22 protein-coding genes are annotated in these 26,337 nt (G+C 70.8%); 12 read left to right on the top strand and 10 right to left on the bottom strand.

The genetic code is table 11. From position 1 onward, the window contains the following. Nucleotides 1-40 precede the first annotated feature (40 nt). Nucleotides 41-331, bottom strand: a complete 291-nt coding sequence (gene paaB / locus ACIQD6_RS15060) for a 1,2-phenylacetyl-CoA epoxidase subunit PaaB (protein ID WP_401882185.1) — start codon at nucleotides 329-331, stop codon at nucleotides 41-43. Beyond that, entirely contained in the window at nucleotides 328-1,326 is a 999-nt protein-coding gene (gene paaA / locus ACIQD6_RS15055; RefSeq protein ID WP_401882183.1) for a 1,2-phenylacetyl-CoA epoxidase subunit PaaA, read from the bottom strand. Before paaA ends, paaB begins: the two co-directional genes overlap by 4 nt. Nucleotides 1,327-1,401: 75 nt before the next feature. Between paaA and ACIQD6_RS15050 the strand changes: the two genes are divergently transcribed. The 3 genes from ACIQD6_RS15050 (at nucleotide 1,402) to ACIQD6_RS15040 (ending at nucleotide 4,240) form a co-directional block, all read left to right on the top strand. Further along, nucleotides 1,402-2,151: a DUF5819 family protein gene (locus ACIQD6_RS15050; protein WP_401882882.1), complete on the top strand. Its 750-nt coding sequence runs from the start codon at nucleotides 1,402-1,404 to the stop codon at nucleotides 2,149-2,151. Between the two features lie 131 nt (nucleotides 2,152-2,282). Then, on the top strand, nucleotides 2,283-3,524 hold the full coding sequence (locus tag ACIQD6_RS15045; RefSeq protein ID WP_401882180.1) for an HTTM domain-containing protein: 1,242 nt from the start codon (nucleotides 2,283-2,285) through the stop codon (nucleotides 3,522-3,524). Between the two features lie 65 nt (nucleotides 3,525-3,589). Beyond that, nucleotides 3,590-4,240: a TrmH family RNA methyltransferase gene (locus ACIQD6_RS15040; RefSeq protein ID WP_401882879.1), complete on the top strand. Its 651-nt coding sequence runs from the start codon at nucleotides 3,590-3,592 to the stop codon at nucleotides 4,238-4,240. 6 nt (nucleotides 4,241-4,246) lie between these two features. On the opposite strand, the gene paaN is transcribed toward ACIQD6_RS15040, so the two are convergent. After that, on the bottom strand, nucleotides 4,247-5,971 hold the full coding sequence (gene paaN, locus ACIQD6_RS15035; protein WP_401882178.1) for a phenylacetic acid degradation protein PaaN: 1,725 nt from the start codon (nucleotides 5,969-5,971) through the stop codon (nucleotides 4,247-4,249). Nucleotides 5,972-6,141: 170 nt separating this feature from the next. On the opposite strand from paaN, the gene ACIQD6_RS15030 reads away from it, so the two are divergent. Both ACIQD6_RS15030 and ACIQD6_RS15025 read left to right on the top strand, forming a co-directional pair. Then, on the top strand, nucleotides 6,142-7,665 hold the full coding sequence (locus ACIQD6_RS15030; RefSeq protein ID WP_401882175.1) for a 3-hydroxyacyl-CoA dehydrogenase: 1,524 nt from the start codon (nucleotides 6,142-6,144) through the stop codon (nucleotides 7,663-7,665). Then, on the top strand, nucleotides 7,662-8,270 hold the full coding sequence (locus ACIQD6_RS15025) for a TetR/AcrR family transcriptional regulator (RefSeq protein ID WP_401882173.1): 609 nt from the start codon (nucleotides 7,662-7,664) through the stop codon (nucleotides 8,268-8,270). The genes ACIQD6_RS15030 and ACIQD6_RS15025 overlap by 4 nt, the downstream gene beginning before the upstream one ends. A gap of 97 nt (nucleotides 8,271-8,367) precedes the next feature. Here ACIQD6_RS15025 and ACIQD6_RS15020 read toward each other — a convergent pair whose 3' ends face one another. Continuing rightward, a complete protein-coding gene (locus ACIQD6_RS15020) occupies nucleotides 8,368-8,895 on the bottom strand; it encodes an Lrp/AsnC family transcriptional regulator (protein ID WP_401882878.1) in 528 nt (175 codons plus the stop codon). 190 nt (nucleotides 8,896-9,085) lie between these two features. Between ACIQD6_RS15020 and pdhA the strand changes: the two genes are divergently transcribed. From pdhA to ACIQD6_RS14985, 7 genes are all read left to right on the top strand, one after another. Beyond that, nucleotides 9,086-10,252, top strand: coding sequence for a pyruvate dehydrogenase (acetyl-transferring) E1 component subunit alpha (gene pdhA, locus ACIQD6_RS15015; RefSeq protein WP_401882170.1), 1,167 nt, complete (start codon nucleotides 9,086-9,088; stop codon nucleotides 10,250-10,252). After that, a complete protein-coding gene (locus ACIQD6_RS15010; protein ID WP_401882167.1) occupies nucleotides 10,249-11,253 on the top strand; it encodes an alpha-ketoacid dehydrogenase subunit beta in 1,005 nt (334 codons plus the stop codon). The genes pdhA and ACIQD6_RS15010 overlap by 4 nt, the downstream gene beginning before the upstream one ends. Next, on the top strand, nucleotides 11,253-12,734 hold the full coding sequence (locus ACIQD6_RS15005) for a dihydrolipoamide acetyltransferase family protein (protein WP_401882165.1): 1,482 nt from the start codon (nucleotides 11,253-11,255) through the stop codon (nucleotides 12,732-12,734). The genes ACIQD6_RS15010 and ACIQD6_RS15005 overlap by 1 nt, the downstream gene beginning before the upstream one ends. Before the next feature lie 166 nt (nucleotides 12,735-12,900). After that, the gene (locus tag ACIQD6_RS15000) at nucleotides 12,901-13,788 is read left to right on the top strand and encodes an NTP transferase domain-containing protein (RefSeq protein WP_401882162.1); all 888 of its coding nucleotides are present in this window, start codon (nucleotides 12,901-12,903) and stop codon (nucleotides 13,786-13,788) included. Then, nucleotides 13,785-15,380 (top strand): molybdopterin molybdotransferase MoeA, encoded by a 1,596-nt coding sequence (locus ACIQD6_RS14995; RefSeq protein WP_401882159.1) that lies wholly within the window; start codon nucleotides 13,785-13,787, stop codon nucleotides 15,378-15,380. The genes ACIQD6_RS15000 and ACIQD6_RS14995 overlap by 4 nt, the downstream gene beginning before the upstream one ends. 20 nt (nucleotides 15,381-15,400) lie before the next feature. Continuing rightward, complete coding sequence (locus tag ACIQD6_RS14990) at nucleotides 15,401-16,456, top strand: potassium channel family protein (RefSeq protein WP_401882875.1); 1,056 nt, start codon at nucleotides 15,401-15,403, stop codon at nucleotides 16,454-16,456. Between the two features lie 177 nt (nucleotides 16,457-16,633). Continuing rightward, nucleotides 16,634-17,623 carry an NAD(P)H-quinone oxidoreductase gene (locus tag ACIQD6_RS14985; protein ID WP_401882156.1) on the top strand — a complete coding sequence of 330 codons (990 nt, stop codon included), beginning with the start codon at nucleotides 16,634-16,636 and terminating at the stop codon, nucleotides 17,621-17,623. A gap of 210 nt (nucleotides 17,624-17,833) precedes the next feature. Here ACIQD6_RS14985 and ACIQD6_RS14980 read toward each other — a convergent pair whose 3' ends face one another. The 6 genes from ACIQD6_RS14980 to ACIQD6_RS14955 form a co-directional block, all read right to left on the bottom strand. Beyond that, on the bottom strand, nucleotides 17,834-18,376 hold the full coding sequence (locus ACIQD6_RS14980) for a bacterial proteasome activator family protein (protein WP_401882153.1): 543 nt from the start codon (nucleotides 18,374-18,376) through the stop codon (nucleotides 17,834-17,836). Between the two features lie 126 nt (nucleotides 18,377-18,502). Next, on the bottom strand, nucleotides 18,503-21,370 hold the full coding sequence (locus tag ACIQD6_RS14975; RefSeq protein ID WP_401882151.1) for an FtsX-like permease family protein: 2,868 nt from the start codon (nucleotides 21,368-21,370) through the stop codon (nucleotides 18,503-18,505). After that, on the bottom strand, nucleotides 21,367-22,083 hold the full coding sequence (locus ACIQD6_RS14970; protein WP_401882149.1) for an ABC transporter ATP-binding protein: 717 nt from the start codon (nucleotides 22,081-22,083) through the stop codon (nucleotides 21,367-21,369). The genes ACIQD6_RS14975 and ACIQD6_RS14970 overlap by 4 nt, the downstream gene beginning before the upstream one ends. A gap of 387 nt (nucleotides 22,084-22,470) precedes the next feature. Further along, on the bottom strand, nucleotides 22,471-23,088 hold the full coding sequence (locus ACIQD6_RS14965) for a PadR family transcriptional regulator (protein WP_401882146.1): 618 nt from the start codon (nucleotides 23,086-23,088) through the stop codon (nucleotides 22,471-22,473). 167 nt (nucleotides 23,089-23,255) lie between these two features. Then, nucleotides 23,256-23,960 carry a hypothetical protein gene (locus ACIQD6_RS14960; RefSeq protein ID WP_401882143.1) on the bottom strand — a complete coding sequence of 235 codons (705 nt, stop codon included), beginning with the start codon at nucleotides 23,958-23,960 and terminating at the stop codon, nucleotides 23,256-23,258. Between the two features lie 228 nt (nucleotides 23,961-24,188). Further along, nucleotides 24,189-25,874 carry a protein kinase gene (locus tag ACIQD6_RS14955; RefSeq protein WP_401882140.1) on the bottom strand — a complete coding sequence of 562 codons (1,686 nt, stop codon included), beginning with the start codon at nucleotides 25,872-25,874 and terminating at the stop codon, nucleotides 24,189-24,191. Nucleotides 25,875-26,337: the final 463 nt, after the last annotated feature.

The following is a 26,337-nucleotide window of genomic DNA, read 5'->3' as shown; positions in this document are numbered from 1 at the left end:
GGTACGCCGGTCACAGGGGCTTCACTCGGCACAGATGTCGTCACAGGTGTCTCACCCCTTCCGGGATCTCGTAGAAGGTCGGGTGCCGGTACGGCTTGTCGGCGGCGGAGGCGAAGAACGGGTCCTTCTCGTCGGGCGAGGAGGCCGTGACCGCCGTGGACGGCACCACCCAGATCGACACGCCCTCGTTGCGCCGGGTGTAGAGATCACGGGCATTGCGCAGTGCCATCTCCGCGTCCGGGGCGTGCAGGCTCCCCGCGTGGGTGTGGGACAGCCCCCGGCGGGAGCGCACGAACACCTCCCACAGCGGCCAGTCGGTCGAGTCGCTCATGCCGTCGCCTCCCGCCGTGCTCCGTCGGTGCTGTGCTTCGCCGCGTATGCGGCAGCCGCCTCGCGCACCCAGGCTCCCTCGTCGTGCGCCCGGCGGCGCTGGGTGATCCGCTGTTCGTTGCACGGCCCGTTGCCCTTCAGCACCTGCTGGAACTCGGTCCAGTCGACCGCCCCGAAGTCGTGGTGGCCCCGCTCCTCGTTCCAGCGGAGATCCGGGTCGGGGAGGGTCAGCCCGAGGGCCTCGGCCTGCGGGACACAGATGTCCACGAAGCGCCGGCGCAGCTCGTCGTTGGAATGCCGCTTGATCTTCCAGGCCATGGACTGCGCGGAGTGTGCCGACTCGTCGTCCGGCGGGCCGAACATCATCAGGGACGGCCACCACCAGCGGTTCACCGCGTCCTGCGCCATGTCGTGCTGCGCGGGCGTCCCCCTGCTGAGGGCCAGCAGCAGTTCGTACCCCTGCCGCTGGTGGAACGACTCCTCCTTGCAGATCCTGACCATCGCGCGGGCGTAGGGGCCGTACGAGCAGCGGCACAGCGGCACCTGGTTGGTGATCGCCGCGCCGTCCACCAGCCAGCCGATCGCGCCGACGTCGGCCCAGGTCAGCGTCGGATAGTTGAAGATCGACGAGTACTTCTGACGGCCGGTGTGGAGCTTGTCGAGCAGCTCGTCGCGGCCGGTGCCCAGAGTCTCGGCCGCGCTGTAGAGGTACAGGCCGTGTCCTGCCTCGTCCTGGACCTTGGCCATCAGGATCGCCTTGCGGCGCAGCGACGGCGCGCGCGTGATCCAGTTCGCCTCGGGCTGCATGCCGATGATCTCGGAGTGGGCGTGCTGGGCCATCTGGCGGACCAGCGAGGCGCGGTACGCCTCCGGCATCCAGTCGCGTGGCTCGATGCGCTCGTCGGCGGCCACGGCGGCGTCGAACGCCGCCTCCAACCCTTCCACCGTCGTCTCCATCGCCGCCTCCGCAACTGTCCCCGTGGTCACTGCCGTCATCCGGACCCCCTACCGACCGATCGTTCGGTTCGCTGGCTTCAATGGTGAGTCGACGGCCCGTAGGGTGTCAACCTCCTGTGGATAACTGACTGGGCTACCGGGCGGGGATCGGACGGCATGGATTCGTACGACGACAAGGGTGTGAATGCCGGGCCGCCACCCGGCATGGGGATAGCGGGCCTCTCCCTCCCCGGTCAGGTGGTGGCCGCTGTCGCTCTCGCGGTCGTCGGGCTGCTGGCCTGCACTCATCTGGCCATGGTGTTTCTGCATGTCGCGCCGTCCAACACGCTCACCAAGCAGCACGGCGAGGCTGTCGACGACTGGGTCTATCCCGAGTTCGAGCAGAACTGGAAGCTCTTCGCGCCCAACCCGCTCCAGCAGAACGTCGCCCTCCAGGTACGTGCCCTGGTCGTGGACTCCGGTGGCGCATCCACGACCACCGGCTGGATCGATCTCTCCGCCGAGGACGGCGAAGCCATCCGCGGGAACCTCCTCCCCAGCCACATCGACCAGAACGAGCTGCGCCGGGGCTGGGACTTCTACGCCGGATCGCACGGCGACGACGGCCGCCCCAACGGTCTGCGCGGGCAGCTCTCCGAGAGCTACGTCCGCCGCATCGTGATGTTGCGCCTCGATGACCACGATCTGGGCGGGTCCGTGGAACGTATCCAGCTCAGGTCCGCCACCAGGGCCGTCGCCTCCCCCTCCTGGAGCAAGGAGAGCGTCTCCACGCGGCCGTCCTACGAGTTCTACCCGTGGTGGACGGTGAACGCCGGGGATCTTTCCGAGGGCGTACGGAACGGCCGCACGGAGGCGGGCGAGTGAGCGAGCCGACGAGCAAGGACATCAGTGGGCAGGTAAGTCAGCGCCCTGACGAGCCAGTTGACGGCCCAGTTGACGGCCCCGTTGGCGAGCGAGCTGAAGAGCGAGCCGGCGGACCGGCGTTGACCGGGCGGTTGAGTTCCGACCTGCGCGGCGTCGCCCGTGCCGTCCAGCTCCTGACATCGACCGCCCTCGGCCCGTACCAGAGCGCCGTCGTCCGGATCGGATTCGCCGGCACCTGGCTGCTCTTCCTGCTGCGCGAACTGCCCCACCGTCGTGAGCTGTACGGGCCGGACGGCCCGTGGAGCTGGGGCATGGCCCAGCAACTGATCGCCAAGAACGGCGCCTTCACCGGGCTGATGTGGTCGGACAGCACGGTGTGGTTCGAGGTGGTGTTCGCCGTCGCAGTGCTGTCCAGCGTGCTGCTGATGCTCGGCTGGCGCACCCGCACCATGTCCGTGCTCTTCATGTTCGGCGTGCTGTCGCTGCAGAACCGCAGCATCTTCATGGGCGACGGCGGCGACAACATCATTCATCTGATGGCGATCTATCTGACGCTGACGCGGTGCGGTCGGGTCTGGTCGCTGGACGCCAGGCGTGCGGCACGGGCCGAGGCCGGGCGGACCCCGGTGGCCGCCCCGGTGGCTGAGCAAGGAGCCACGGCTCGGGGCGGCGCCGCACGGGACCTGGTCGGGCCGGTCCTCTGGGGTGCCCTGGGCCTGTGCCTCCTCGTCGGAACGGTGACGGATCGCGTCCCCGTCGAAACGTGGCTGCTGGTCCTGCTCTGGGGGACCTGGGCCTCGCAGGGGCTGTGGTGGGCGGCGAACCGCTACGCGCCCCGTGGTGAGCCGCGCGCTCTGCTGGACGTCCTCGCCAACCTCATCCACAATGCCGCACTCGGCGTGATCATGGCCGAGGTCTGTCTCGTATACGCCACCGCCGGCTGGTACAAGGTCCAGGGCTCGCGCTGGCAGGACGGCACGGCCCTGTACTACCCGCTCAAGCTGGACTACTTCACCCCCTGGCCGGAGCTCTCCGGTCTCCTCGCGTCCGGCGCCGTCGTCGTGATGCTGCTGACGTACGGCACCGTCATCGTGCAGGTCGCCTTCCCGTTCACGCTCTTCAACCGGCGTGTCAAGAATGTGCTGCTGGTCGCCATGATGATGGAGCACGCGGGCATCGCCGTACTGCTCGGACTGCCGTTCTTCTCGCTCGCGATGATCGCCGCCGACGCGGTGTTCCTGCCGACGAACTTCCTGCTCTGGTCCGCCGGCCGGATGGCCGGGCTGCGGAAGCGGCTGCACTCCCGGGTCCGCACGCGCCTGCCGGAGCAGCGGCACGAGAGCCCGGAGCAGCCACGTACCCTCGTCGGGTGAGCAGTGAGAGACCGGCCGAGGCCGTTGACACACCGGCTGAAGCCCTTCAGACCCCGGTCGAGGCCGTGGAAGCGGTTCAGTATGACGACGGCTTCGGCCCGGAGATCGGCGTCGGGCCGCACCCCGGTCCCTGGCCGGAGGGTGAGCGGTACGACCCCGAACTGCTGGCGGCCGGTGACCGGCGCAATGTCATCGACCGCTACCGGTACTGGACGCGTGAGGCGGTCGTCGCCGATCTCGACACCCGTCGGCACGACTTCCATGTGGCGGTGGAGAACTGGAGCCATGACTTCAACATCGGCTCCTTGGTCCGTACCGCCAACGCCTTCCTCGCGAAGGAGATCCATATCGTCGGGCGGCGGCGCTGGAACCGGCGCGGTGCGATGGTCACCGACCGGTACCAGCACGTCCGCCACCACGCCGGAACCGAGGAGCTGACGGCCTGGGCGGCGGCCGAGGGGCTGCCGATCATCGGGATCGACAATCTGCCCGGCGCCGTGGCGCTGGAGCGGACCGAGCTGCCGCGCCGCTGTGTCCTCCTCTTCGGGCAGGAGGGCCCCGGCCTGACCGAGGAGGCTCGCGAGCACGCCTCGATGGTGTGCTCGATCGCGCAGTTCGGATCGACCCGGTCGATCAACGCGGGAGCGGCCGCGGCGATCGCCATGCACGCCTGGGTCCAGCGGTACGCGGACATCCCGGCACCGCCCGCCCTCTGACAGGTCTCAGGCCTGGCGCCTGACCTCCACCACCCGGAAGCGGTTCGCCACGAACGCCGCGTCGCACAGCGCCGCGTTCGCCGCCGGGTTGCCCCCGGAGCCGTGGAAGTCGGAGAAGGCCGCGGTCTGGTTCACATACACCCCGCCCGTGAGATTCAGCGAGAGCTGCGCGGACTCGTCCAGGCAGACCTCCTCGATCGCACGCTCCGTCTCCGGCGAGGTCGTGTACGCGCCGACGGTCATCGCGCCCTTGTCCCGTACGGTGCGCCGCAACAGCTCCAGCGCGTCCGCCGTCGAATCCACGGCAACCGCGAACGACACCGGGCCGAAGCACTCGGACAGATACGCCACCTCCGCCGCCTCGCCCGTGGGCCCGCCCTCCCCGGACTTCTCCCACACCTTGCGGGCACCGTCGGCCTTCACGATCGCGGGCGTCCGGACCACCGCGTCCGGGAAGTCCGGATGCGTGACCTCGCGCGAGGGGAGCGCGACGTCCCCGAGCCCGGCGGCCGCCTCCAGGCGGGCCTTCACATCGGGGTTGACCAGCGCACCCAGCAGCGCGTTGGCACGGGCGTCGTCGCCCAGCAGCCCGCTCACCGAGGCCGCGAGATCGGCCACCACGTCGTCGTACGACTTCTCGCCCGCGTCCGTGGCGATGCCGTCCCGGGGGATCAGCAGGTTCTGCGGCGTGGTGCACATCTGACCGCTGTAGAGGGACAGCGAGAAGGCGAGGTTGGCGAGCATTCCCTTGTAGTCGTCGGTGGAGTCGATGACCACGGTGTTGACGCCGGCCTTCTCCGTGTAGACCTGCGCCTGGCCGGCGTGGGTCTCCAGCCAGGTGCCGAACGCGGTGGACCCGGTGTAGTCGATGATCCGGATCTCGGGGCGCACGGCCAGCGACTTGGCGATGCCCTCACCGGGACGCTCCACGGCCAGAGCGACCAGATTCGGGTCGAAACCGGCTTCGGCGAGCACCTCGCGGGCCACCTTGACCGTCAGCGCGAGCGGCAGGACCGCGCGCGGATGCGGCTTGACCAGGACCGGATTGCCGGTGGCCAGGGAGGCGAACAGGCCCGGGTAGCCGTTCCACGTCGGGAAGGTGTTGCAGCCGATCAGCAGCGCGATCCCGCGCGGGGCGGCCGTGAAGGACTTCCGCAGCGCAAGAGGGTCGCGCTTGCCCTGCGGCTTGGACCAGTCCGCGGCGGCGGGCGTACGGGTCTGCTCCTGATACGCGTACGCCACGGCCTCCAGGCCGCGGTCCTGGGCGTGCGGGCCGCCCGCCTGGAACGCCATCATGAAGGCCTGTCCGCTGGTGTGCATCACCGCCTGCGCGAACTCGTGCGTACGGGCGCTGATCCGCGCCAGGATCTCCAGGCAGACCAGGGCGCGAGCCTCGGGGCCCGCCGCGCGCCACGCGCCCATGCCCGCGCGCAGAGCGGGCAGCAGCACGTCCATGTCCGCGTGCGGATACTCGATCTCCAGCGCCGGCCCGTACGGCGAGATCTCGCCGCCCGTCCAGCCGTCCAGGCCCGGCTGATCCAGCTCGAAGCGGGTCCCGCGCAGCGCCTCGAAGGCGGCGAGGCCGTCGGCGGGCGCGCTCTCGCCGTACGCCTTGGGATGCTCGGGGTGCGGCGACCAGTAGGCGCGGGTGCGGATCGTATCGAGGGCCTGGTCGAGCGTGGGCCGGTGCTTCTCGGAGAGCTGCTGGGGACTGAGCTGGGCGACGGCCATGACGGACCCACTCCTCGGTCGGGCTGAGCATCAGGGACACGGGCAGGGATGCGAGCGGACGGACAGAGTTAGAGTAACCGAACGATCGGTCGGGGCAAGAGAGTCCGGCGAAACCTGTGGATAACTCGGCCGTGGACCACTCGGCTCACTCATACGGGAGGATTGCGCCCATGACAGCAATCGAGCCCGACCGCGTCGTCGCGGTTGTCGGCGCCGGCACGATGGGCCAGGGCATAGCCCAGGTGGCGCTGGTCGCCGGCCATTCCGTACGGCTCTACGACACCGTGCCGGGCCGCGCGGAGCAGGCCACCACATCCATCGCCGGGCGACTCGACCGGCTGGTCGAGAAGGGCCGGCTCGACGCGGCGGCGCGCGAGTCCGCGTCGGCGCGGCTGCACCCGGCCGCGGAACTGGCCGAACTGGCCGATTCCGCGCTCGTCGTCGAAGCCGTCCTGGAACGCCTCTCCGTCAAGCGGGAGCTGTTCGCGGCCCTGGAAGACATCGTTTCCGACGACTGTCTGCTCGCCACCAACACCTCCTCCCTCTCCGTCACCGCCGTCGGCGGCGGGCTGCGCCACCCGGGCCGCTTCGTCGGACTGCACTTCTTCAACCCGGCGCCCCTCCTGCCGCTCGTGGAGGTCGTCAGTGGCTTCGCGACGGACGCGACGGCCGCCGACCGCGCGTACGAGACGGCCCGGGCCTGGGGCAAGACGCCGGTGCGCTGCGCCGACACCCCGGGGTTCATCGTCAACCGCATCGCCCGCCCCTTCTACGCAGAAGCGCTGCGCGTGTACGAGGAGCGGGCCGCCGACCCCGCCACGATCGACGCGGTGCTGCGTGAGTGCGGGGGCTTCCGGATGGGGCCCTTCGAGCTGACCGACCTGATCGGCCAGGACGTCAACGAGGCCGTCACCCGGTCCGTCTGGGAATCCTTCTTCCAGGACGTGAAGTTCACGCCGTCGCTCGCCCAGCGCAGGCTGGTCGAGTCGGGGCGCCTGGGCCGTAAGTCGGGCCAGGGCTGGTTCCCGTACGGAGAGAACGCCGCGCCGAGGCCGAGAGCGCACACCGCGGGGCCCGCGCCCGCGCCCTCCTCGATCACCGTCCAGGGCGAGCTCTACGCCGCGTCCGCTCTGCCCGGCCTGTTCGAGGAGGCGGGCATCGAAGTCGTCCGTGAGGACGACGCCGTGCCCGACTACCCGGGCTGGATCGAGCTGTCCAACGGCACACGCCTCTTCCTGGCGGACGGTACGGCGGCCGACGACGCCGGGATGCCCGTCATCCACTTCGATCTTGCGCTGGACTACCGGGAGGCGACCAGGATCGCCCTCGCGCCGGCCGCCCGGGTGGAACCGAAGGCCGTGGAGGAGGCTGTCGGCCTCTTCCAGGCGCTGGGCAAGGATGTCAGCGTGATCGCCGACATCCCCGGCATGATCGTGGCCCGCACGGTCGCGATGCTGGCCGATTTCGCGCTCGACGCGGCCGCGCGCGAGGTGGCGGCCCCGGACGACATCGACACCGCGATGCGGCTCGGCGTCAACTATCCGCGGGGGCCCCTGGACTGGGTGCTGGAACTGGGCGTCCGGTGGGTGCTGGCCACGCTGCAGTCCCTGCACGACGAGTACCCCACGGGCCGCTACGCCCCGTCCCAGGAACTCCGCCGTCTGGTAGCCGCGCGGGAGGACGACGCGTCATGACCACAGCCAAGCGCGACACCTACACGCCCGAGACCCTGCTGACCGTGGCCGTCCAGGTCTTCAACGAGCGCGGCTACGACGGCACGTCCATGGAGCATCTCTCCAAGGCGGCCGGGATCTCGAAGTCCTCGATATACCACCATGTCGTCGGCAAGGAGGAGCTGCTGCGCCGTGCGGTCAGCCGCGCTCTGGACGGCCTCTTCGGGATCCTTGAGGAGGAGGGTGCGACACACGGACGGGCCATCGGGCGGGTCGAGTACGTGACCCGCCGGACGGTCGAGGTGCTGACGGCCGAACTGCCCTATGTGACGCTGTTGCTGCGGGTCAGGGGCAACACCGGGACCGAGCGCTGGGCGATGGAACGCCGCCGGGAGTTCGACCAGCGGGTCGCCGATCTGCTCAAGGCGGCCGCCGCCGACGGGGACCTGCGGGCCGATATCGACATCAGGCTGGCGACCCGGCTGCTCTTCGGCATGGTCAACTCCCTGGTGGAGTGGTACCGGCCGCACGCGGCCGGAGGTTACGACCGTGACCAGGTGGCGGACGCGGTCGTACGGCTGGCTTTGGACGGGCTGCGCACGGACCCTCAGGGCCCGCAGGGCTGAAAGGGCTGAAGGGCTGAAGGGCTTCCCGGAGGCCTCGGCGGGAGGCCCTCGAAGGAAGCTGCTTCCTGAGGAAGCCGCTTCCTGAAGACGCCGCTTCCTAAGGAGGCGGCACGGCGCCCGCGCCCGGGTCCAGGTCCGTCTCCTCGAACACCAGCAGCGTGCGCGTCGACAGGACCTCGGGAATGGCCTGAAGTCTGGTCAGGACCAGTTCGCGCAGCGTCCGGTTGTCGGGCGTGTGCACCAGCAGCAGTACGTCGAAGTCGCCGCTCACCAGAGCGATATGCGTGGCGCCCGGCAGTTCCTGGAGCTGTTCGCGGACGGTGCGCCAGGAGTTCTGCACGATCTTCAGGGTGATGTACGCGGACGCGCCCTGACCCGCGCGTTCATGGTTGACCCTGGCGCTGAATCCCCGGATCACGCCGTCGTCGATCAGCCGGTTGATGCGGGCGTACGCGTTGGCGCGCGAGACATGGACGCGCTCGGCCACGGACCGTATGGAGGCCCGGCCGTCCGTTTGCAGAATCCGGAGGATGTCCCGGTCGATCGCGTCCAGCGGACGTGGTGGGGGAACCGGCTCCAGGCCGTCGCCGCCTCTGCCGGGCGTCCGGTCGGCGTCGTCGGCCATTTGTTCAGCTCCCATGTCTCCCCGCCTCTCCGCAATGGACGGCCTGTTTCCATCCCAGGCTGTGGAGAACCGTTTGTCCACAGGCTGGAGCCGCCTGTAGCCAAAATGCCTGAACGACCGAACAATCGGTAGGTGAGGCGTGCGGCATCTCGGCGCCCCGTTCTCCCCGTTCCCATGAGGAGGTGCACGCGTGAAGAAGAGCAGTACGCCGGTCCAGGAACCGCCCGGTGGCGCCGTCCACCGGCCCACCACGCCCCCGGTATGGCAGCCGCGTACCGACCCCGCACCGCTGCTCCCCGATCCCGAGCCGTACCGCGTGCTGGGCACGGACGCCGCGGCCGGCGCCGATCCCGCACTGCTGCTGCGGCTCTACACCGAGCTGGTCCGCGGCCGGCGGTACAACACGCAGGCCACCGCCCTCACCCGGCAGGGCAGGCTCGCGGTCTACCCGTCGAGCACCGGACAGGAGGCCTGTCAGGTCGCCGCCGCGCTGGTCCTGCGGGAGCGGGACTGGCTCTTCCCGAGCTATCGCGACACCCTCGCCGCCGTGGTGCGCGGGCTCGACCCCGTACAGGCGCTGACGCTGCTGCGCGGCGACTGGCACTCCGGCTACGACCCGCACGAACACCGGATCGCGCCGCTGTCCACCCCGCTCGCCACCCAGTTGCCGCATGCCGTGGGTCTGGCGCGTGCCGCCCAGCTCAAGGGGGACGATGTGGTCGCGCTCGCCCTGGTGGGCGACGGTGGCACCAGCGAGGGCGACTTCCACGAGGCCCTGAATTTCGCCGCCGTATGGCGGGCCCCGGTGGTCTTCCTCGTACAGAACAACGGCTTCGCGATCTCCGTACCGCTCGACAAGCAGAGCGCGGCGCCCTCCCTCGCCCACAAGGCCGTGGGGTACGGCATGCCGGGCCGGCTCGTCGACGGCAACGACGCGGTCGCGGTCCACACGGTGCTCGGTGAGGCCATGGCCCGTGCCGGGCGGGGCGAGGGACCGACGCTCGTGGAGGCCGTGACGTACCGCATCGATGCCCATACGAACGCGGACGACGCGACGCGTTACCGCGCCGACGGCGAGGTCGAGACCTGGCGTGCGTACGACCCGATACGGCTGCTGGAGCACGAGTTGACGCAGCGCGGGGTGCTCGACGAGGCCGGGATCAGGAAGGCCGCCGAGGCCGCCGAGACGCTGGCCGCGCGGCTGCGTGAGCAGTTGAACACCGAACCGGCGCTGGACCCGATGGACCTGTTCGCCCATGTCTACGCGGAACAGACCAGCCAGCTGCGCGAACAGGCGGATCTGCTCCGGGCCGAACTGGACGCGGCTGCCGGCAAAGGACCGGGTGAGGAGCGATGACCACGGTCGCGGTGAAGCCCGCCACCATGGCGCAGGCGCTCCGACGCGCGCTGCGTGACGCGATGGCCGAGGACCCGTCCGTCCATGTCCTCGGAGAGGACGTGGGCACGCTCGGCGGTGTCTTCCGGATCACCGACGGGCTTGCCGCCGAGTTCGGCGACGAGCGCTGTACGGACACGCCGCTCGCCGAGGCGGGCATCCTGGGGGCGGCCGTCGGGATGGCGATGTACGGGCTGCGGCCCGTCGTGGAGATGCAGTTCGACGCCTTCGCCTATCCGTCGTTCGAGCAGCTGATCAGCCACGTGGCGAAGATGCGCAACCGCACGCGTGGCGAGATGCCGCTGCCGATCACCGTGCGGGTGCCGTACGGCGGCGGGATCGGCGGGGTCGAGCACCACAGCGACTCCTCCGAGGCGTACTACATGGCGACGCCCGGCCTCCATGTCGTCACCCCGGCGACGGTCGAGGACGCGTACGGACTGCTGCGGGCCGCGATCGCCTCCGACGACCCGGTCGTCTTCCTGGAGCCCAAGCGGCTCTACTGGTCGAAGGCACCGTGGTCACCGGACGCTCCGGCGGCCGTGGAGCCGGTCGGACGGGCTGTCGTACGGCGCCGGGGCAGCAGCGCCACCCTCATCACCTACGGGCCTTCCGTGCCGGTCTGTCTGGAGGCGGCGGAGGCGGCGCGCGCCGAGGGCTGGGATCTGGAGGTCGTCGATCTGCGATCGCTGGTGCCGTTCGACGACGAGACGGTCGCGGCATCCGTACGGAGGACGGGACGGGCGGTCGTCGTCCATGAGTCCACCGGCTTCGGCGGCCCCGGCGGGGAGATCGCCGCGCGGGTCACCGAGCGCTGCTTCCACCATCTGGAGGCACCGGTGCTGAGAGTGGCCGGATTCGACATTCCCTATCCGCCGCCCATGCTGGAGAGGCACCATCTTCCGGGAGTGGACCGGGTGCTGGACGCGGTCGCGCGGCTCCAGTGGGAGACGGAGAGCTGATGGCCCAGGTGCTGGAATTCAAACTGCCGGACCTCGGGGAAGGACTGACCGAGGCGGAGATCGTCCGCTGGCTGGTGGCGGTGGGAGATGTCGTCGCCATAGACCAGCCGGTCGTCGAGGTCGAGACGGCCAAGGCCATGGTGGAGGTGCCCTGCCCCTACGAGGGCGTGGTGACGGCGCGCTACGGCGAGGAGGGTACGGAGCTGCCGGTCGGGGCGCCGCTGCTGACCGTGGCCGTGGGGGCGCAGGCCAGGGACGAAGCGGCGTCGGCGGGGTCGCCCGCGGCACCGTCGGCCCCGGAGGCGTCGGCCGGGGCGAGGCCGCGACCGGACGTGTCGGCTCCCGGCTCGGACGGTCATGCCTCTTCGGGCGGTTCGGCCCGCGACGACGCGTCGGCACCGGCTGACGGGGCACCGGTCGCGGCCCCGTCAGCGGCTCCGGCCTCGGCCGGGGCGTCGGGCAATGTGCTGGTCGGGTACGGGACGGGGGCGCCGGTGCCGCGCAGGCGGCGGGTCCGGCGGCCCCCGCTGTCCGAATCCACCGCACAGCCGGTGAACGGTTCGGCCGGGCCGGTTCCCGTCGTCTCGCCGCTGGTACGCCGGCTGGCCCGCGAGAACGGCCTGGATCTGCGGAACCTGACGGGCTCGGGACGGGACGGGCTGATCCTGCGGTCCGATGTCGAGCAGGCGATCCGGCGGGGCGCGATGTCCCCGGCCTTGTCCGCACCGCCCGCCGCACCTCCCGTCGTACCTGTGTCCGTGGTCGCGGCCGAGCCCTCGCGGGCACAGCCGGGAGCCACCCGGGTGCCGCTGCGAGGCGTACGGGGCGCCGCCGCGGAGAAGCTCTCCCGCAGTCGGCACGAGATCCCCGACGCGACCTGCTGGGTCGACGCGGACGCCACGGAACTCCTGGCCGCCCGCACGGCGATGAACGCGGCCGGAGGGGCCAGGATCTCGCTCCTCGCCCTGCTCGCGCGGATCTGTACGGCGGCTCTCGCGCGGCATCCGGAGCTCAACTCCACTGTGGACATGGCCGCCAGGGAGATCGTGCGCCTGCCCGAGGTGCATCTGAGCTTCGCCGCGCAGACCGATCGCGGGCTGGTCGTCCCCGTCGTACGGGACGCGCACGCGCGCTCGGCGGAGTCGCTGAGCACCGAGTTCGCGCGGCTGACGGAAGCGGCGAGGGCCGGCGGGCTGACGCCGGGCGATGTGACCGGCGGGACGTTCACGCTCAACAACTACGGGGTGTTCGGCGTGGATGGTTCCACGCCGATCATCAACCACCCCGAGGCGGCGATGCTCGGGGTCGGCCGGATCGTGCCCAAGCCCTGGGTGTACGAGGGGGAACTGGCCGTCCGCCAGGTCGTCCAGCTGTCGCTCACCTTCGACCACCGGGTCTGCGACGGCGGTACGGCCGGAGGTTTCCTGCGGTACGTGGCGGACTGCGTCGAACAGCCGGCGATGCTGCTGCGCACCCTGTAGCCGCTGTGGGCCCCGGGTGGAGGTCCACGTAGGGGTGGGCCTCGCGTCGAGGTCCGTGTACGAGTGCGGTCCGCGGACGGGTGCGGTCCGCGGACGGGTGCGCTTCGGCGTGCGGAGGGGGAACCCTGTGTGCTCCGGGCAGGGCGGCGCGGCCCATACTTCAGCCATGACCGCCTATGACGCCATCGTGCTCGCCGGAGGTGCCGCCAGGCGGCTCGGCGGGATCGACAAGCCGGGAGTGCGCGTCGGGGGCCGGGCGCTGCTCGACCGGGTGCTGGCGGCATGTGAGGGGGCCGCCCGCACCGTTGTCGTGGGCGGCCGACGGCCCACGGCGCGGCCGGTGTGCTGGGCGCGCGAGGAGCCGCCCGGTGGCGGACCGCTCGCCGCGCTCGACGCGGGGGTTCGGCGCGCCGACGCGGCCACCGTGCTCGTGCTCTCGGCGGATCTGCCGTTCCTCGGGACGGAGACGGTGCACCGGCTGATCGAGGCACTGGACGTCTCCGGCCGCGAGGCGGCGCTGCTCACCGATGCCGGCGGCCGGGACCAGCCCTTGGTCGCCGCCTACCGGACCGAGCCGTTGCGCCGCGAACTCGCCCTTCTCGCCACCGAGTACGGCAGTCTCTCCGGTCTGCCGCTGCGTCTGCTGTCGCAGGAACTCGACCTCGCCCGGGTCGACGCCGGTCCCCTCGCCTCCTTCGACTGCGACACCTGGGAAGACATCTCCACAGCCCGGGCCCGGATCAGAGAGCATGGGACTGTGCTGGACGAATGGATCACCGCAGTCAAGGCCGAACTCGGCATCGAATTGGATGTCGACACCCACGCCCTCCTCGACCTCGCCCGCGACGCCGCGCACGGCGTCGCCCGGCCGGCGGCGCCGCTGACGACCTTCCTGGTCGGTTACGCGGCGGCCAAGGCCGGGGGAGACGGGCCCGCAGCCGTCGCCGAAGCGGCCCGCAAGGCCGCGGCGCTCGCCGTTCGCTGGGCGGACGAGGCCGCGGACGAAGAGACGGACACCGACGGGGCCGGGGCCAAGAGGGACGACACCGGATGACGGCCCAGGACCGCGAGGTCGAGGGGATCGAGGATGCCCTGGCCCTGGTCGGCCGACAGCCGGCCGCGACGCACGACCCGGGCCGGGACACCGGCCCGGCGCACCGCGCGAGCCAGGGACCGGGCCACGGCGCGAGCCGGGGCGGCGGTGCGGGGCCGTACGACCACGCTGCGGATCAGGACCACGTCCGGAGTCGGGGCTCCGCGAACCCGGCCCGGGACGACCGGGCGTCAGGGGCGGCCGGCACGGACGCCCGGTCCTCCCGGCATCGGGCCGGGTCATGGGACGCGGCCCGCGCGCTCGCGGCGCGCTCGGCGGGGCCGGTTCCGGTCGCCCGCGCCCGCCGGGTCCCTCTCGACCAGGCTCTCGGTCAGGCCCTCGCCGAGTCCCTGACCGCGCAAACCGATCTGCCGTCCTTCGACACCTCGGCCATGGACGGCTGGGCGGTCTCCGGACCCGGCCCGTGGACCGTACAGACCGCGAGCGACGCGACACAGACCGCGAAGGACGCGAAGGACGCGAAACAGAGCGCTGAGGACACGGGACAGCGCGCGAGCGACACGGGACAGCGCGCGACGGACGCTCCCCCGGCAGCCGACGACAACGGCATCCTCGCCGGACACGCGTCCGCCGGGCCGCTCCCCGACGGCGAGGCGGTACGGATCGCGACCGGCGCCCGGATCCCGGCCGACGCGACCGCGGTGATCCGCACCGAGCATGCCCGTACGGACGGCAGCGGCCGTCTCCACGCCGAGCGCGAAGTGATCCAGGGGCAGGACATCAGGCCGCGCGGCCAGGAGTGCCGCTCCGGTGACCGGCTCCTGCCCGCCGGTTCCCTGGTGACCCCGGCCGCACTGGGCCTCGCGGCGGCCGCCGGGTACGACGAGTTGCTCACCGTCCCGCGCCCGAGCGTCGAGGTGCTGGTCCTCGGCGATGAACTTCTCGCCAAGGGGCTTCCCCATGACGGGCTGATCCGCGACGCCCTGGGCCCGATGCTCGCCCCCTGGCTGCGCACGCTCGGCGCCGACGTGATCGCCACCCGCCGCCTCGGCGACTCCGCCGAGGCGCTGCGCCGCGCGGTCGCCAAGTCCACGGCGGATCTCGTGATCACGACGGGCGGTACGGCCGGGGGGCCGGTCGACCATGTCCACCCGGTCCTGCGGAAGGTGGGCGCCGAACTGCTGGTGGACGGCGTCGCCGTACGTCCGGGCCATCCCATGCTGCTGGCCCGGCTGGTCTCGGGGCGGCATCTGGTGGGACTGCCGGGCAACCCGCTCGCCGCGGTCTCCGGTCTCTTGACGCTCGCCGAGCCTCTGCTGCGCGCGCTGGCGGGCCGGGCGCCCCGGGTCCCGTATCACGCGCCGCTGCGCGACGCGGTGCATGGCCATCCGTACGACACCCGTCTGGTGCCCTTCGTCCACCGCGATGAGGGACTCGTGCCGTTGCGTTTCAGCGGTCCGGCCATGCTGCGTGGCATTGCCGCAGCTGATGGGATCGCGGTCGTGCCGCCGGGCGGCGCACGGCCGGGTGAGGAGTTGGAAGTGCTGGATCTGCCATGGGCAGCCTCGGCTGATGGCGGGTGTTTCACGTGAAACTTCCCGGCCATGACGCGATGGCCAGGCAGGCCGACGAGTATCTGGTCACCGCGCGGGTGAAGCTGCCGCGCCGCAAGGCCGTACGGCCACTGCGCCAGGTCAGCAGGCGACTGCTGATGGCCCTGTTTGTGCTGGCCCTGACGGTCTTCATCGTCTACATCGACAGACAGGGCTACCACGACAACGCGGATGACTCGGTCGACTTCCTCGACTCCGTCTACTACGCCACCGTCACGCTTTCCACGACGGGTTACGGCGACATCGTCCCGTACAGCGACGGCGCGCGGCTCGTGAACGTGCTGCTCGTGACGCCGCTTCGGGTGATCTTCCTCATCATCCTGGTCGGCACCACTCTTGAGGTCCTCACGGAACGGACCCGGGAGGAGTGGCGGCTGAACCGCTGGAGGTCCAACTTGCGTGACCACACCGTCATCGTCGGCTACGGCACCAAAGGCCGGTCCGCGATGCAGACCCTCTGCGCGACGGGCATCAAGAAGGAACAGATCGTCATCGTCGACCCCTCGGGCAAGGTGATCGAGGCGGCCAGCGCGGAGGGGTTCGTGGGGGTCATCGGCGATGCGACCCGCAGCGATGTACTGATGCGGGCCGAACTCCAGCGCGCCCGCCAGATAGTCATCGCCACCCAGCGCGACGACACGGCGGTCCTGGTCGCGCTGACCGCGCGTCAGCTCAACCGGGGCGCGAAGATCGTCGCAGCCGTGCGTGAGGAGGAGAACGCGCCGCTGCTGCGCCAGTCCGGAGCCGACGCGGTGATCACCAGCGCCAGCGCGGCCGGCCGGCTGCTCGGTCTCTCCGTACTCAGCCCCAGCGCCGGCACGGTGATGGAGGATCTGATCCAGCAGGGCAGCGGCCTCGATCTCATCGAACGCCCGGTCATAAAGTCCGAGGTGGGCCGGAGCGTACGGGAGACGGACGACCTGGTGGTGAGCGTTCTGCGCGGCCACCGGCTGCTCGGCTACGACGACCCGGCCGCGAGCCCGCTCCAGCTGACCGACCGTCTGATCACCATCGTCCGGGCGGAGAGCACCTCGGCCCCGGACTATTCCGGCTGACGCGCGGGCTGTTGGCGCCGGCCGTCGCCATGGGGCTCCATGGGGCCGTAGGTGACGGAACGTCCGCGTCATGCCCCACGGGGCGCCTGTGCGGCTGCGCGGCAGTTGGAAAGCCACCGCGGAGAACGCCGCCGGGAGACCCGCTCCGGAGGGCCGTCGAGGAGTAGCCTCGCGGCCATGCATGCGATCACGATTCCGGAACCCGGCGGCCCTGAGGCTCTCGTATGGGCCGAGGTGCCCGATCCCGTACCCGGCGAGGGAGAGGTCCTCGTCGAGGTCGTGGCGAGCGCCGTCAACCGCGCCGATCTGTTGCAGCGCCAGGGCTTCTACGATCCGCCGCCCGGCTCGTCCCCGTACCCCGGCCTGGAGTGCGCGGGCAGGATCACCGCGCTTGGGCCGGGGGTCTCCGGCTGGGCCGTCGGCGACGAGGTCTGCGCGCTGCTCGCCGGCGGCGGATACGCCGAGAAGGTCGCCGTACCGGCCGGGCAGTTGCTGCCCGTACCGGAGGGGCTGGACCTGGCCACGGCCGCGGCGCTCCCTGAGGTCACCTGCACGGTCTGGTCGAACGTCTTCATGATTTCCCACCTGCGGCCGGGCGAGACGCTGCTCGTGCACGGCGGGGCGAGCGGGATCGGCACGATGGCGATCCAGCTCGCGAAGGCCGTGGGCGCGCGGGTCGCGGTGACGGCGGGCGGCTCCGACCGGCTGGCGCGCTGTGCCGAGCTGGGCGCGGACATCCTGATCGACTACCGCGAGCAGGATTTCGTCGAGGAGATCCGCAAGGCCACGGACGGCGCCGGCGCGGATGTCATCCTCGACATCGTCGGCGCGAAGTACCTGGATCGGAACGTGAAGGCCCTGGCCGTGAACGGCCGGCTCGCGGTGATCGGCCTCCAGGGCGGGGTGAAGGGCGAGCTCAATCTGGGCGCCCTGCTGAGCAAGCGCGGCGCCGTCACGGCGACCTCGCTGCGGGCCCGTCCACAGGCCGAGAAGGCGGCGATCGTCGCGGCCGTACGGGAGCATGTCTGGCCGCTCATCGCCGGTGGCGGTATCCGTCCGGTCGTGGACCGGACCCTGCCGATGGCGGAGGCGGCCGAGGCACACCGCGCCCTGGAAGCGGGCGGCCATGTCGGCAAGCTGCTGCTGCTCACCTCCGCGACAACCTGACCGCGGCCGACCAACGCCTGACCGGGGTCCGACCACTGCCTGACGTGGCACGGCGCCATCTGTCAGAGGCCCCGCGATCTGCCCGAAGCGCCGCACTCGGGTCCCGTACAACGGCCGACGGCCCGGCACACCTCCTGGTGTGCCGGGCCGCGCGGGACGAAGCAGGGACGAAACGGGAGTGAGTCCGGACGCTCGGTGAAGTCCGGAGGCTTACAGATACGGGCCGGAACGGATCGGCCCGTGCCCCTGCTCCTCGTCCTCCTCCGGCACCGAGCCCGGCGGAAGCGCGCGGCGCATCTGCTCCAGCTGGGCCCTGGCCGCCATCTGCTGGGCGAACAGCGCCGTCTGGATCCCGTGGAAGAGGCCCTCCAGCCAGCCCACCAGCTGGGCCTGTGCGATACGCAGTTCGGCCTCCGAGGGGATCGCCTCGTCGGTGAAGGGAAGCGAGAGCCGCTCCAGTTCCTCGACCAGTTCGGGGGCGAGCCCGTCCTCCAGCTCCTTCACCGAGCCGGCGTGGATCTCCTTGAGGCGTACCCGGCTCGCCTCGTCCAGGGGAGCCGCCCGCACCTCCTCCAGAAGCTGCTTGATCATGCTGCCGATCCGCATGACCTTCGCGGGCTGCTCGACCATCTCCGTCACCGGGATCTCGCGTGCCTCGTCGCCGGATCCACCACCGCCGAGCGCCATCCCGTCCTGTCCCACCACGAGGACATGGGGGCTCTCCTGCGACCGTTCGTTCCTCGGCATCTCCATGTGGCCCATTGTCTCGCACCTGCCCATCACCACGTGGTGTGCCCCCGTACGAAGACGACCCACCACGGTGAAGCGCCATGGTGACGCACCTGCGTACGGGGGCACGGATCCGGTCGGGGCAGGGGGCTATGTCGCCGCGCGGCGCGCCACCGTCCGGTGCGAGCGCGTGACCAGGGCCGCCAGGATCGCGGCACCCAGCGGAACGGCGATCAGGAGGAGGGCCAGCGTGCCCCAGGGGATGACGATCGGCACATGAGGCAGCATGTCGCTGCCCACGCCTTGACCGAACGCCTCTTCGTGCAACTCCAATGCGTTGCGACGCTCCGCCAGACGCAGTCCGATCGAGGGGAGCACCCCGGCCGCCGAACCCAGCACCACACCCATCGCGGCGACCACCGCGCACTGGAATCCGCTGAGCGTCCGGCGGACCCGTGCCGGGGCTCCGACCGCCGCCAGGGTCCTGAGGTCGGCCTCGGCGTCGGCCTGGGCGAGTCCGGTGGCGATACCCGCGGCGCCGATCGTGACCAGTCCGGCGAAGACGGTCAGTGCCAGCAGCACTATGTCGCTCTCGCTGGTGTAGCCGTTCTCGATGTGGAGGTTGACGGCGGCACCGGTCGCGGCGAGATCGCTGTCCAGCTGCTGCTTCTGCGTGCTGGTCGGCGTAGAAGCGGTCGAGAAGTACGCGCCGACCGGGAAGGTGTCAATGCCCGCCGCCTTGACCGTGGCCGGGGAGACGATCATCGAGATGCCGTACGTCTCGTGCCCTCCCGAGACCTGGTGCGCCGGGAACGACTTGACGGTGCCGGGAGATTCCTTGCCCTTCTCATTGATCGCGTCCGCCTTCTCGACGTCCGTGACCAGCCGGATGTCGATCGTGTCGCCCGTGTTGCCCGAGTTGACGTCGTGCACGTTCCGCTTGTCGAGCGAGACGATCTCGCCGTCCGCCAGGGCCTTCTCCGCCGCCGGATCCTTGATGCCGAGGACCTTCAGCATCCCGGCGTCGCCGACCACCACGCCCTCGGCGAAGCTGTTGTAGACGTCGGACTCCTGACAGCGCGGGTCCCTGGCGAACTTGCGGCGCTCTGCCTCGCTGAGCTTCTCCGAGATATCCATGCCCGCGTCGTCCCGGAGGGGACAGCGATTGGCCTTGGGGATCACCACTTCGTAGCGCCCGCAGGCGTTCTCTTCGGCGTACATGACGCAGTCGGGCTTACCGACCTTCATATGCGCCGCATCGGCTCGTACGCTGATGGGCAGGTTCTTCTGAACAGCCGCACGAATGGCCGGAACATCCCGGCTGTCGCTCTGCTCGACCATGACGGAGACGGCGCCGCTGGGCAGCTGCGGCTCGTACTTGGCCCTGTTCTCCGCGTCTTGGCTCGCGGAGTACGTGGACACCGCCACGGTGCCGGCGACCGCGGCCAGCACCGCCGCCACGGCAGGGGCCGTGCGGCCCCGGTTGCGTACGGCGTCACGCAGTGCCAGGCGCGGCGAGAGCGGCATCCAGCGGCCGATCCGGCCGAACAGGCCCACCAGGGCCGGTGTCAGTGCGACCACGCCGAGTTCGGCGATGGCGCTGCCGCCCGCGACGATCATGATCTGGCTGCTCACCACTGATCCGTACAGCGCGATCGCCGCACCCAGCACGAACGCGATCAGCCCCAGGACCGGCAGCACCCTGCTGCTGTTGCGTACCCCGCGGCGGCCGGTGAGCGAGGCCAGGACGGTCTGCCGGGAGGCGGTGACGGCGGGGACGATCGCGGCCAGCAGACCGGTGAGTACGGCGAGCAGTGCGATACCGAGAAGCTCCAGCGGCCGGACGTTGAAGCCGCCGAAGCGCTTGCCCGCGTACTCCTCAAGTACGGGTCGCAGGGCGACGGCGAGGCCGGTGCCGAGGAGCGTACCGACGACGGCCGCGGCGACACCGATCACCAGACCGCCGGCGAGGACGATGGCCCGGATATGGCGCCGGTCGCCACCGTTGGCGCCCACCAGGCCGAGCTGACGGCGCGAGCGCCGGGCGCCGACGGCGAAGGCGGGGCCTGCCAGCAGGCAGATCTCCAGCATCGCGAGGCCGACGATGGTGCCGACTATGGCCATCTCCTCGCCCTCGTCCCCCGTCCCGGCGTACCTGTTCCAGTCGTCCTGCTGGAACAGGGGAACGTCCGCGTCGGCGGGAGGGTCGAGGATCACGGCGCGTGAACTCACCTTGACGCCAAGAGTGTTGGCCTCTTGCACCATGTTCCACGTGAAACCACCGGAGACGCTCACCAGGTGGCTGGTGTCCGAGTCCGTTCCGGCCAGTCCGTCGGCCTTCAGCGCCTTGTCGAGCGGGGCCAGGAAGGCTCCGGGAAGGGCGTTCACCTGGTCGGTGTTGAGGCCGTCGGGCAGTTCGTACGTACCGACGATCCGGTAGTCGGCGTCGAGTCCACGCGCCGTGAGCTTCCCGCCCACGCTCAGACCGCTGTTTTCCAGGAAGTGGGTGGTCACGGCGACCTCGCCGGCCCTCTCGGGGAAGCGGCCCGTGTCGAGTGTCATGATGCCCCGGGCCATCGGGTCCGAGGCCTTCAGCTCACGGATCTCGGCCTGCAGCAGACCGTGCGCGGTGCGGAGCTTCCCGGATCCCTTCGTGTCCTCAAGCGTGCCGGCGCCCGGCGGGAAGGCCTTCGAGACGTCGGTATCGCCCTCGGGCCACGGCTTTTCTCCGCCGTCGAAGTCGCCCTTCGGTGTGTAGCCGCTGCCCTCCGGGTCCTGGAGGAGGGGCGCACCGCCGAGGTGAGGATCGGTGAACCGGGCATCGGCCTGGCCGAGTTCACGGTTCAGGCTCTCCGCGGTCGAGATTTCCGAGCTGCGGAGGGTCAGATCCAAGGCGCTCACGCCGAGGACGGGAAGGGCGATCATGGCGAGGACGAGGAAGCTGCGTCCCTTGAAACGCCAGGCGTCACGGCGGGCGATGCGCACCGCGGCGCGCCAGGAATGGAACCAGGTCGTCACAGTTCGGCCGCCTGGTCCGCGAGCAGCGAGTCCGGCTGGCTGCGGAGGGTCTGGTCGACGACCGCGCCGTCCCGGAGGAAGACCACACGGTCGGCCCAGGCGGCGAAGCGCGGCTCGTGGGTGACCAGGATGCCGGCCGCGCCCGCGTCGCAGCGGGTGCGCAGCAGGGCGAGTACGGACTCACCGGTCTCGGAGTCCAGCGCGCCGGTCGGCTCGTCGGCGAGGACCAGGCGGCGGTCGCCGACGAGCGCGCGGGCGATCGCCACGCGCTGCTGCTGGCCGCCGGACATCTCGTCGGGGAAGCGGTCGGCGAGCTGTTCGAGCCCCATCTCGCTCAGTGCGGCCAGGGCCTCGACGCGTGCCTTGCGCGCGGAGACGCCGTCGAGTTCGCGCGGGAGAGCGATGTTCTCGGCGGCGGTGAGGGCGGGTATCAGGTTGTAGTCCTGGAAGACATAGCCGATGCTGCGGCGGCGCAGGGCCGCGAGCTTCTTGCGGTCGGCGGTGTTGATCTCGGTGCCCTCGACGATCACGCGGCCCGAGGTGGGTGTGTCGAGGCCACCGGCGATGGTGAGCAGCGTGGACTTGCCGGAGCCGGAGGGGCCCATGACGGCGACCAGTTCGCCGGGGAACACATCGAGGTTCACGCCCCGCAGGGCGTGCACCTCGGTGGCGCCGCTGCCATGGACACGGGCCAGGTCCTGGAGTTGCAGCACAGGCGTCCGCGCCTGCTGCGGCTGAGAAGCGCGCTGTGACTGATGTTGCTGGTGGGTCTTATGTGACTTACGAGGCATGAGGAATCCCCCTTCGGCGTAGGCCTGCGAGGGCGTACGCAATGAGCGGATGTGTGTGAGGAGTCAGAAGCGGGGCGAGAGACGCGGGGGCGGTCTGCCCCGAGGTGCCCGACGGGTAGGTACGGGGGCACCGGCCCGGCACAGGCGGAAAAGTCGGCGGCCGCCGAAGTGATGAAGGTGCCGGAGCCACGGTGGGCGGGTTCCGACTCCGTGATCCCCGGGCTTTACGGACCTGGGCCTTACGGTCCTCGGTCCTACGTTCTCCGGTCCGGCGGGTTCACGGTCCTGCGAGTTCACGGGCCCGAGGCCTCATAGGCCGTCGGCCTCCTCCCGCGCGGTCCCCACCGGCATCTTCGGTTCGGGCAACCCGGGTGACGGCTTGATCGGTTCCGGCATCATCGAGAGGCGGATCAACCGCTGCTCGGAGTGGTCGAGCCAGCGGGCCTCGGCCTCCGTCTGGAAGATCAGCTGTTCGAGGACGAGCAGCCAGGCCACCTCGTCCCGGTTGGCCGGGACGGTGTCGAGGGCCTGGGCCTTGAGGCGCGTGTAGTCCTGCATCGCCTTGATGGTGTGCCGGCGCTGCGACTGGATGACCTCCCGGATGTCGACCCCGGGCGCGCCCACGGCCATCGCGAGCTTGATCGCCAGCTCGTCCCGGGGCGGGCTGGCGCGGTCGACGGGCGTACGGAACCAGGACTTCAGCTCCACGCGGCCGGCGTTGGTGATCGCGTAGAGCGTGTGGCCCGCGTCGTCCTCGCCGTCCTGCGTGACCATGCTGTCGCGCTCCAGGCGGCTCAGGGTCGTATAGACCTGACCGACGTTGAGCGGCCACGTGGAACCCGTACGGGTCTCGAACTCCGTACGGAGCTGAGAGCCGTAGCGAGGACCGCGTTCCAGCAGTGCGAGTAGTCCATGGCGGATCGACATACTGAGTATGTTGCCGGGCGGCGGGGCGTCTCACAAGCGACTTGAGACGGAGCCTGTAAGTACGCCGTAAGGATGACAACCGGCGGTGAGGGCCAGCGGCGAGGGCCGGCGGCGAGGGTCGGCCGTGAGGGCCGGCGGCGAGGGAGAGTGTCCAGGGCCGGCGGCGGTCAGCGGCGCCGGAGCCGCAGTCCGATGAAGCCGAGCCCCAGCCCGAGCAGCATGATTCCGGCGCCCATGGTCAGTACGACGACGGGCCGCGCGGCGGTCTCCGTGACGCCCTGGTCCTCCGTCTTACGGGTGGCGGTCGGCGGGTGGTCCCGCGGTGCGGAGGGTGTCCGGGAAGGCTGCACGGGCTTCTCCGTCAGCCCTTCCGCGTCCCCCGTCCCGTCCCCTTCCCCATCCCCTTCGCCCTCTTCCCCGTCCTCGTCCGTCCCCTCTCCCTCAGCCGCCTCACCCGTGCTCCGGCCGGACGACGAAGCGGACGGGGACGCGGAGGGGGACGCGGAGGCGGACGCCGCCGTATCGGAGGAGGGAGCGGACGCCGAAGAGGAAGCCGCCGAGGAGGGGGACGCGGCTGACGGGTCGGGGCGCGCCGCGGCGTCCAGTTCCTCGTCCCCGCTCTCGTCCCCGTCCTCGCTCCCGCTCGGGTTCGCGTCCGCCGCCGAGTCGGCTCCGCCCCCCGCCGGCCGCCCCGGCCGTGGACGTCCCTCGCCCGACGGATGCCCGGCCAGGGAGCCGGCCGACCCCGCGGACACGGCGGGAGGCGTGGTGGGTGGGGAGGACTCCTTCGCGTACGCGACCGGCGCGGCGAGCGCGGCCAGCAGCAGAGTCGCGACCGCGATCGCGCAGGGAGTGCGGAGCGTGGGAGTCACCGACTCAGAGTCACATGAGGCGATAACTCCGGCATCTCGAATGTCCGGGACGAGACACGTACGGATGAGACACGTACGGATGAGACACGTGGGCGCGAGGCATATCCGAACGAATGAACTAGCTAACTAACCAACGAATGAACGGACGGCCGGACGAACGGACGGGTGGGCGGACGAACGAGCGCACGCGCTCCAGCGAAGGGGGCCGGCGGAGGCCCGGCCCGCCGCCTATCCGGCGTCGCCGGTGGAGAGCGTCAGCTCGAACTCCTGCTCCTTGGGCAGCACGGCGGCGCCCGGCCGCGGGTACTGGTCGATCACGATGTCCTCGGCCTGGGAGCCGTCGTTCTGCTTCTTCGGCTCCGACCAGGTCCAGCCCGCCGCGCGGAGGCAGTCCTTCACCGAGAGGATGTCCTTGTAGCGCAGGTCGGGAGCCGTCACCCGGGACGGGTCCGTGGCGTCCTCCGACGCTTCCGAGCACTCCGAGGCCTCGATCGTCCGGTTCCGCTCCGGGCCGCGGTGCTCCGCCGCCACGGTCGCGCTCTCGCTGGGGTCCGCGCCGCCGCCACCCTTGTCGTCGCCGTTCATCGACAGTGCCGCGACCAGTCCGGCGATCGCCACGACCGCGACCGCGATCGAGCCCACGATGACCGGCATGTTCCGCTTGCCGCCGCTGTTACCGGGACCGTTGCCAGGACCGTTACCGGCACCGATGCCGGAGCCGTTCGTTCCACCGGGCGCGCCCTGGCCATTGTGGCCGGAACCGGCCATCTGCTGCTGCGGCATGGTGTACGGCGACGGTGTGTGCGTCTGGTAGGCCGGGGACGCCTGCGGATAGCCGTAGCCGGGGGCGGGCGTCTGCATGTGCGCGGGCGTCGGCGGACCGTACGGACCCGGCTGGTACGGCGACTGCACGCCCTGCTGAGCCGGGGCCGGCGTCGGCATCGACTGGTCCACCGGCGGGAAGACCGCCGAGCCCACGCCCGAGCCGCTGCTGTTCTGCGGAGCGCCCTGCACGATCACCGGGGCGCCCGTCTGCCCGGCGGACAGCACGCGCGCGCATTCGTCGCGCATCGCCTCCGCGCTCGGGAAGCGCTCGTTCGGATTCTTCTTCAGCGCCCGCGCCACCAGCGCGTCCATCGCCGGGGTGATCGCGCGGTTGAAGCTGGACGGAGCGACGGGCTCCTCCTGCACATGCGCGTACGCGATCGCCAGCGGCGAGTCCGCGTCGAACGGCAGCCGGCCCGTCAGCAGTTGGAAGAGCATGATCCCGACCGAGTAGAGGTCGGAGCGGGCGTCGACACCCCGCCCCAGCGCCTGCTCGGGCGACAGGTACTGCGGCGTGCCGACGACCATGCCGGTCTGCGTCATCGAAGTGACACCCGACTGCATGGCGCGCGCGATGCCGAAGTCCATCACCTTGACGATGCCGCGCTTGGTCATCATCACGTTGCCGGGCTTGATGTCCCGGTGGACCAGGCCCATCTCGTGGCTGGTCTCCAGCGCGGCCAGTACATCCGCCGTCACCTTGAGCGCCTTGTCGGCCGGCATCGCGCCGTACTGCGCGACGTCCGCCTGCAGTACGGAGCCGAGCGGCTGCCCCTCGACGTACTCCATGACGATGTACGGCATCATCGCGCCGTCCAGCTCGTCCTCGCCGGTGTCGAAGACGGAGACGATGTTGGTGTGCGACAGCTTGGCGACGGCCTGGGCCTCGCGGCGGAAGCGCTCGCGGAAGGACTGCTCCCGGCCCAGCTCCGTGTGGAGCGTCTTGATGGCGACCTGGCGGTCCAGCGCGGAGTCGTACGCCAGGTACACGGACGCCATCCCGCCCTCGCCGAGCAAGTCGCGAAGCTGGTACCGGCCGCCCGCGACCGAACCGCCCGCGTAGCGGCCCTGTGCGCCGTCCTGGCTCATGACTGTGCTTCCCCCTCGGCGCGCTGACGCGTCGTGCTGAACTCGTTACCCGTTGCCGAACCCGTCGCCGAACCCGTCGCCGAGCCCCGTTTGCCGAACGCGATACTGCTCACGCTCTGAACGCCCTGCTGCTCACGCTCTGTCGCCGAGTTGCCGAACCCGTCGCGGACCGCAGTGACTTCGACACGGTGATCCGCTGATCCGCTATTACAGGCCAAGTCTGCCGTAGGGCACCGACACGTCAAGCCAGGTGCCCGTTCCGTGACCGTAAGCACAGCAAGAGTCTCGGAAGCGTTACAGGAAACCCATGGAATTTGCATGGGCGACGCCCTAGCGGGTTTCATGACCGGTCCATCCTGGACCGGCGTGTCACCCGAAGGCTGTAGCGTGATGTGCCATAGCCACCCTTGAATCACCCCCTGAGACACACAGACCCACCGCCGGCCGCACGCGCGGTCACCGA

Origin of the sequence: Streptomyces sp. NPDC088400 (genome assembly GCF_044753355.1) — a bacterium.
Classification (GTDB): Bacteria; Actinomycetota; Actinomycetes; order Streptomycetales; family Streptomycetaceae; genus Streptomyces.
This window is presented reverse-complemented; position numbering and strand designations above follow the sequence as displayed.

What these genes read in the sequence shown, in the direction of transcription:
- paaB (WP_401882185.1), bottom strand. Translation starts at nt 331, where the DNA reads ATGAGCGACTCGACCGACTGGCCGCTGTGGGAGGTGTTCGTGCGCTCC.
- paaA (WP_401882183.1), bottom strand. Translation starts at nt 1,326, where the DNA reads ATGACGGCAGTGACCACGGGGACAGTTGCGGAGGCGGCGATGGAGACG.
- paaN (WP_401882178.1), bottom strand. Translation starts at nt 5,971, where the DNA reads ATGGCCGTCGCCCAGCTCAGTCCCCAGCAGCTCTCCGAGAAGCACCGG.
- ACIQD6_RS15030 (WP_401882175.1), top strand. Translation starts at nt 6,142, where the DNA reads ATGACAGCAATCGAGCCCGACCGCGTCGTCGCGGTTGTCGGCGCCGGC.
- ACIQD6_RS15025 (WP_401882173.1), top strand. Translation starts at nt 7,662, where the DNA reads ATGACCACAGCCAAGCGCGACACCTACACGCCCGAGACCCTGCTGACC.
- ACIQD6_RS15020 (WP_401882878.1), bottom strand. Translation starts at nt 8,895, where the DNA reads ATGGCCGACGACGCCGACCGGACGCCCGGCAGAGGCGGCGACGGCCTG.
- ACIQD6_RS15010 (WP_401882167.1), top strand. Translation starts at nt 10,249, where the DNA reads ATGACCACGGTCGCGGTGAAGCCCGCCACCATGGCGCAGGCGCTCCGA.
- ACIQD6_RS15005 (WP_401882165.1), top strand. Translation starts at nt 11,253, where the DNA reads ATGGCCCAGGTGCTGGAATTCAAACTGCCGGACCTCGGGGAAGGACTG.
- ACIQD6_RS15000 (WP_401882162.1), top strand. Translation starts at nt 12,901, where the DNA reads ATGACCGCCTATGACGCCATCGTGCTCGCCGGAGGTGCCGCCAGGCGG.
- ACIQD6_RS14995 (WP_401882159.1), top strand. Translation starts at nt 13,785, where the DNA reads ATGACGGCCCAGGACCGCGAGGTCGAGGGGATCGAGGATGCCCTGGCC.
- ACIQD6_RS14990 (WP_401882875.1), top strand. Translation starts at nt 15,401, where the DNA reads ATGGCCAGGCAGGCCGACGAGTATCTGGTCACCGCGCGGGTGAAGCTG.
- ACIQD6_RS14985 (WP_401882156.1), top strand. Translation starts at nt 16,634, where the DNA reads ATGCATGCGATCACGATTCCGGAACCCGGCGGCCCTGAGGCTCTCGTA.
- ACIQD6_RS14980 (WP_401882153.1), bottom strand. Translation starts at nt 18,376, where the DNA reads ATGGAGATGCCGAGGAACGAACGGTCGCAGGAGAGCCCCCATGTCCTC.
- ACIQD6_RS14965 (WP_401882146.1), bottom strand. Translation starts at nt 23,088, where the DNA reads ATGTCGATCCGCCATGGACTACTCGCACTGCTGGAACGCGGTCCTCGC.
- ACIQD6_RS14955 (WP_401882140.1), bottom strand. Translation starts at nt 25,874, where the DNA reads ATGAGCCAGGACGGCGCACAGGGCCGCTACGCGGGCGGTTCGGTCGCG.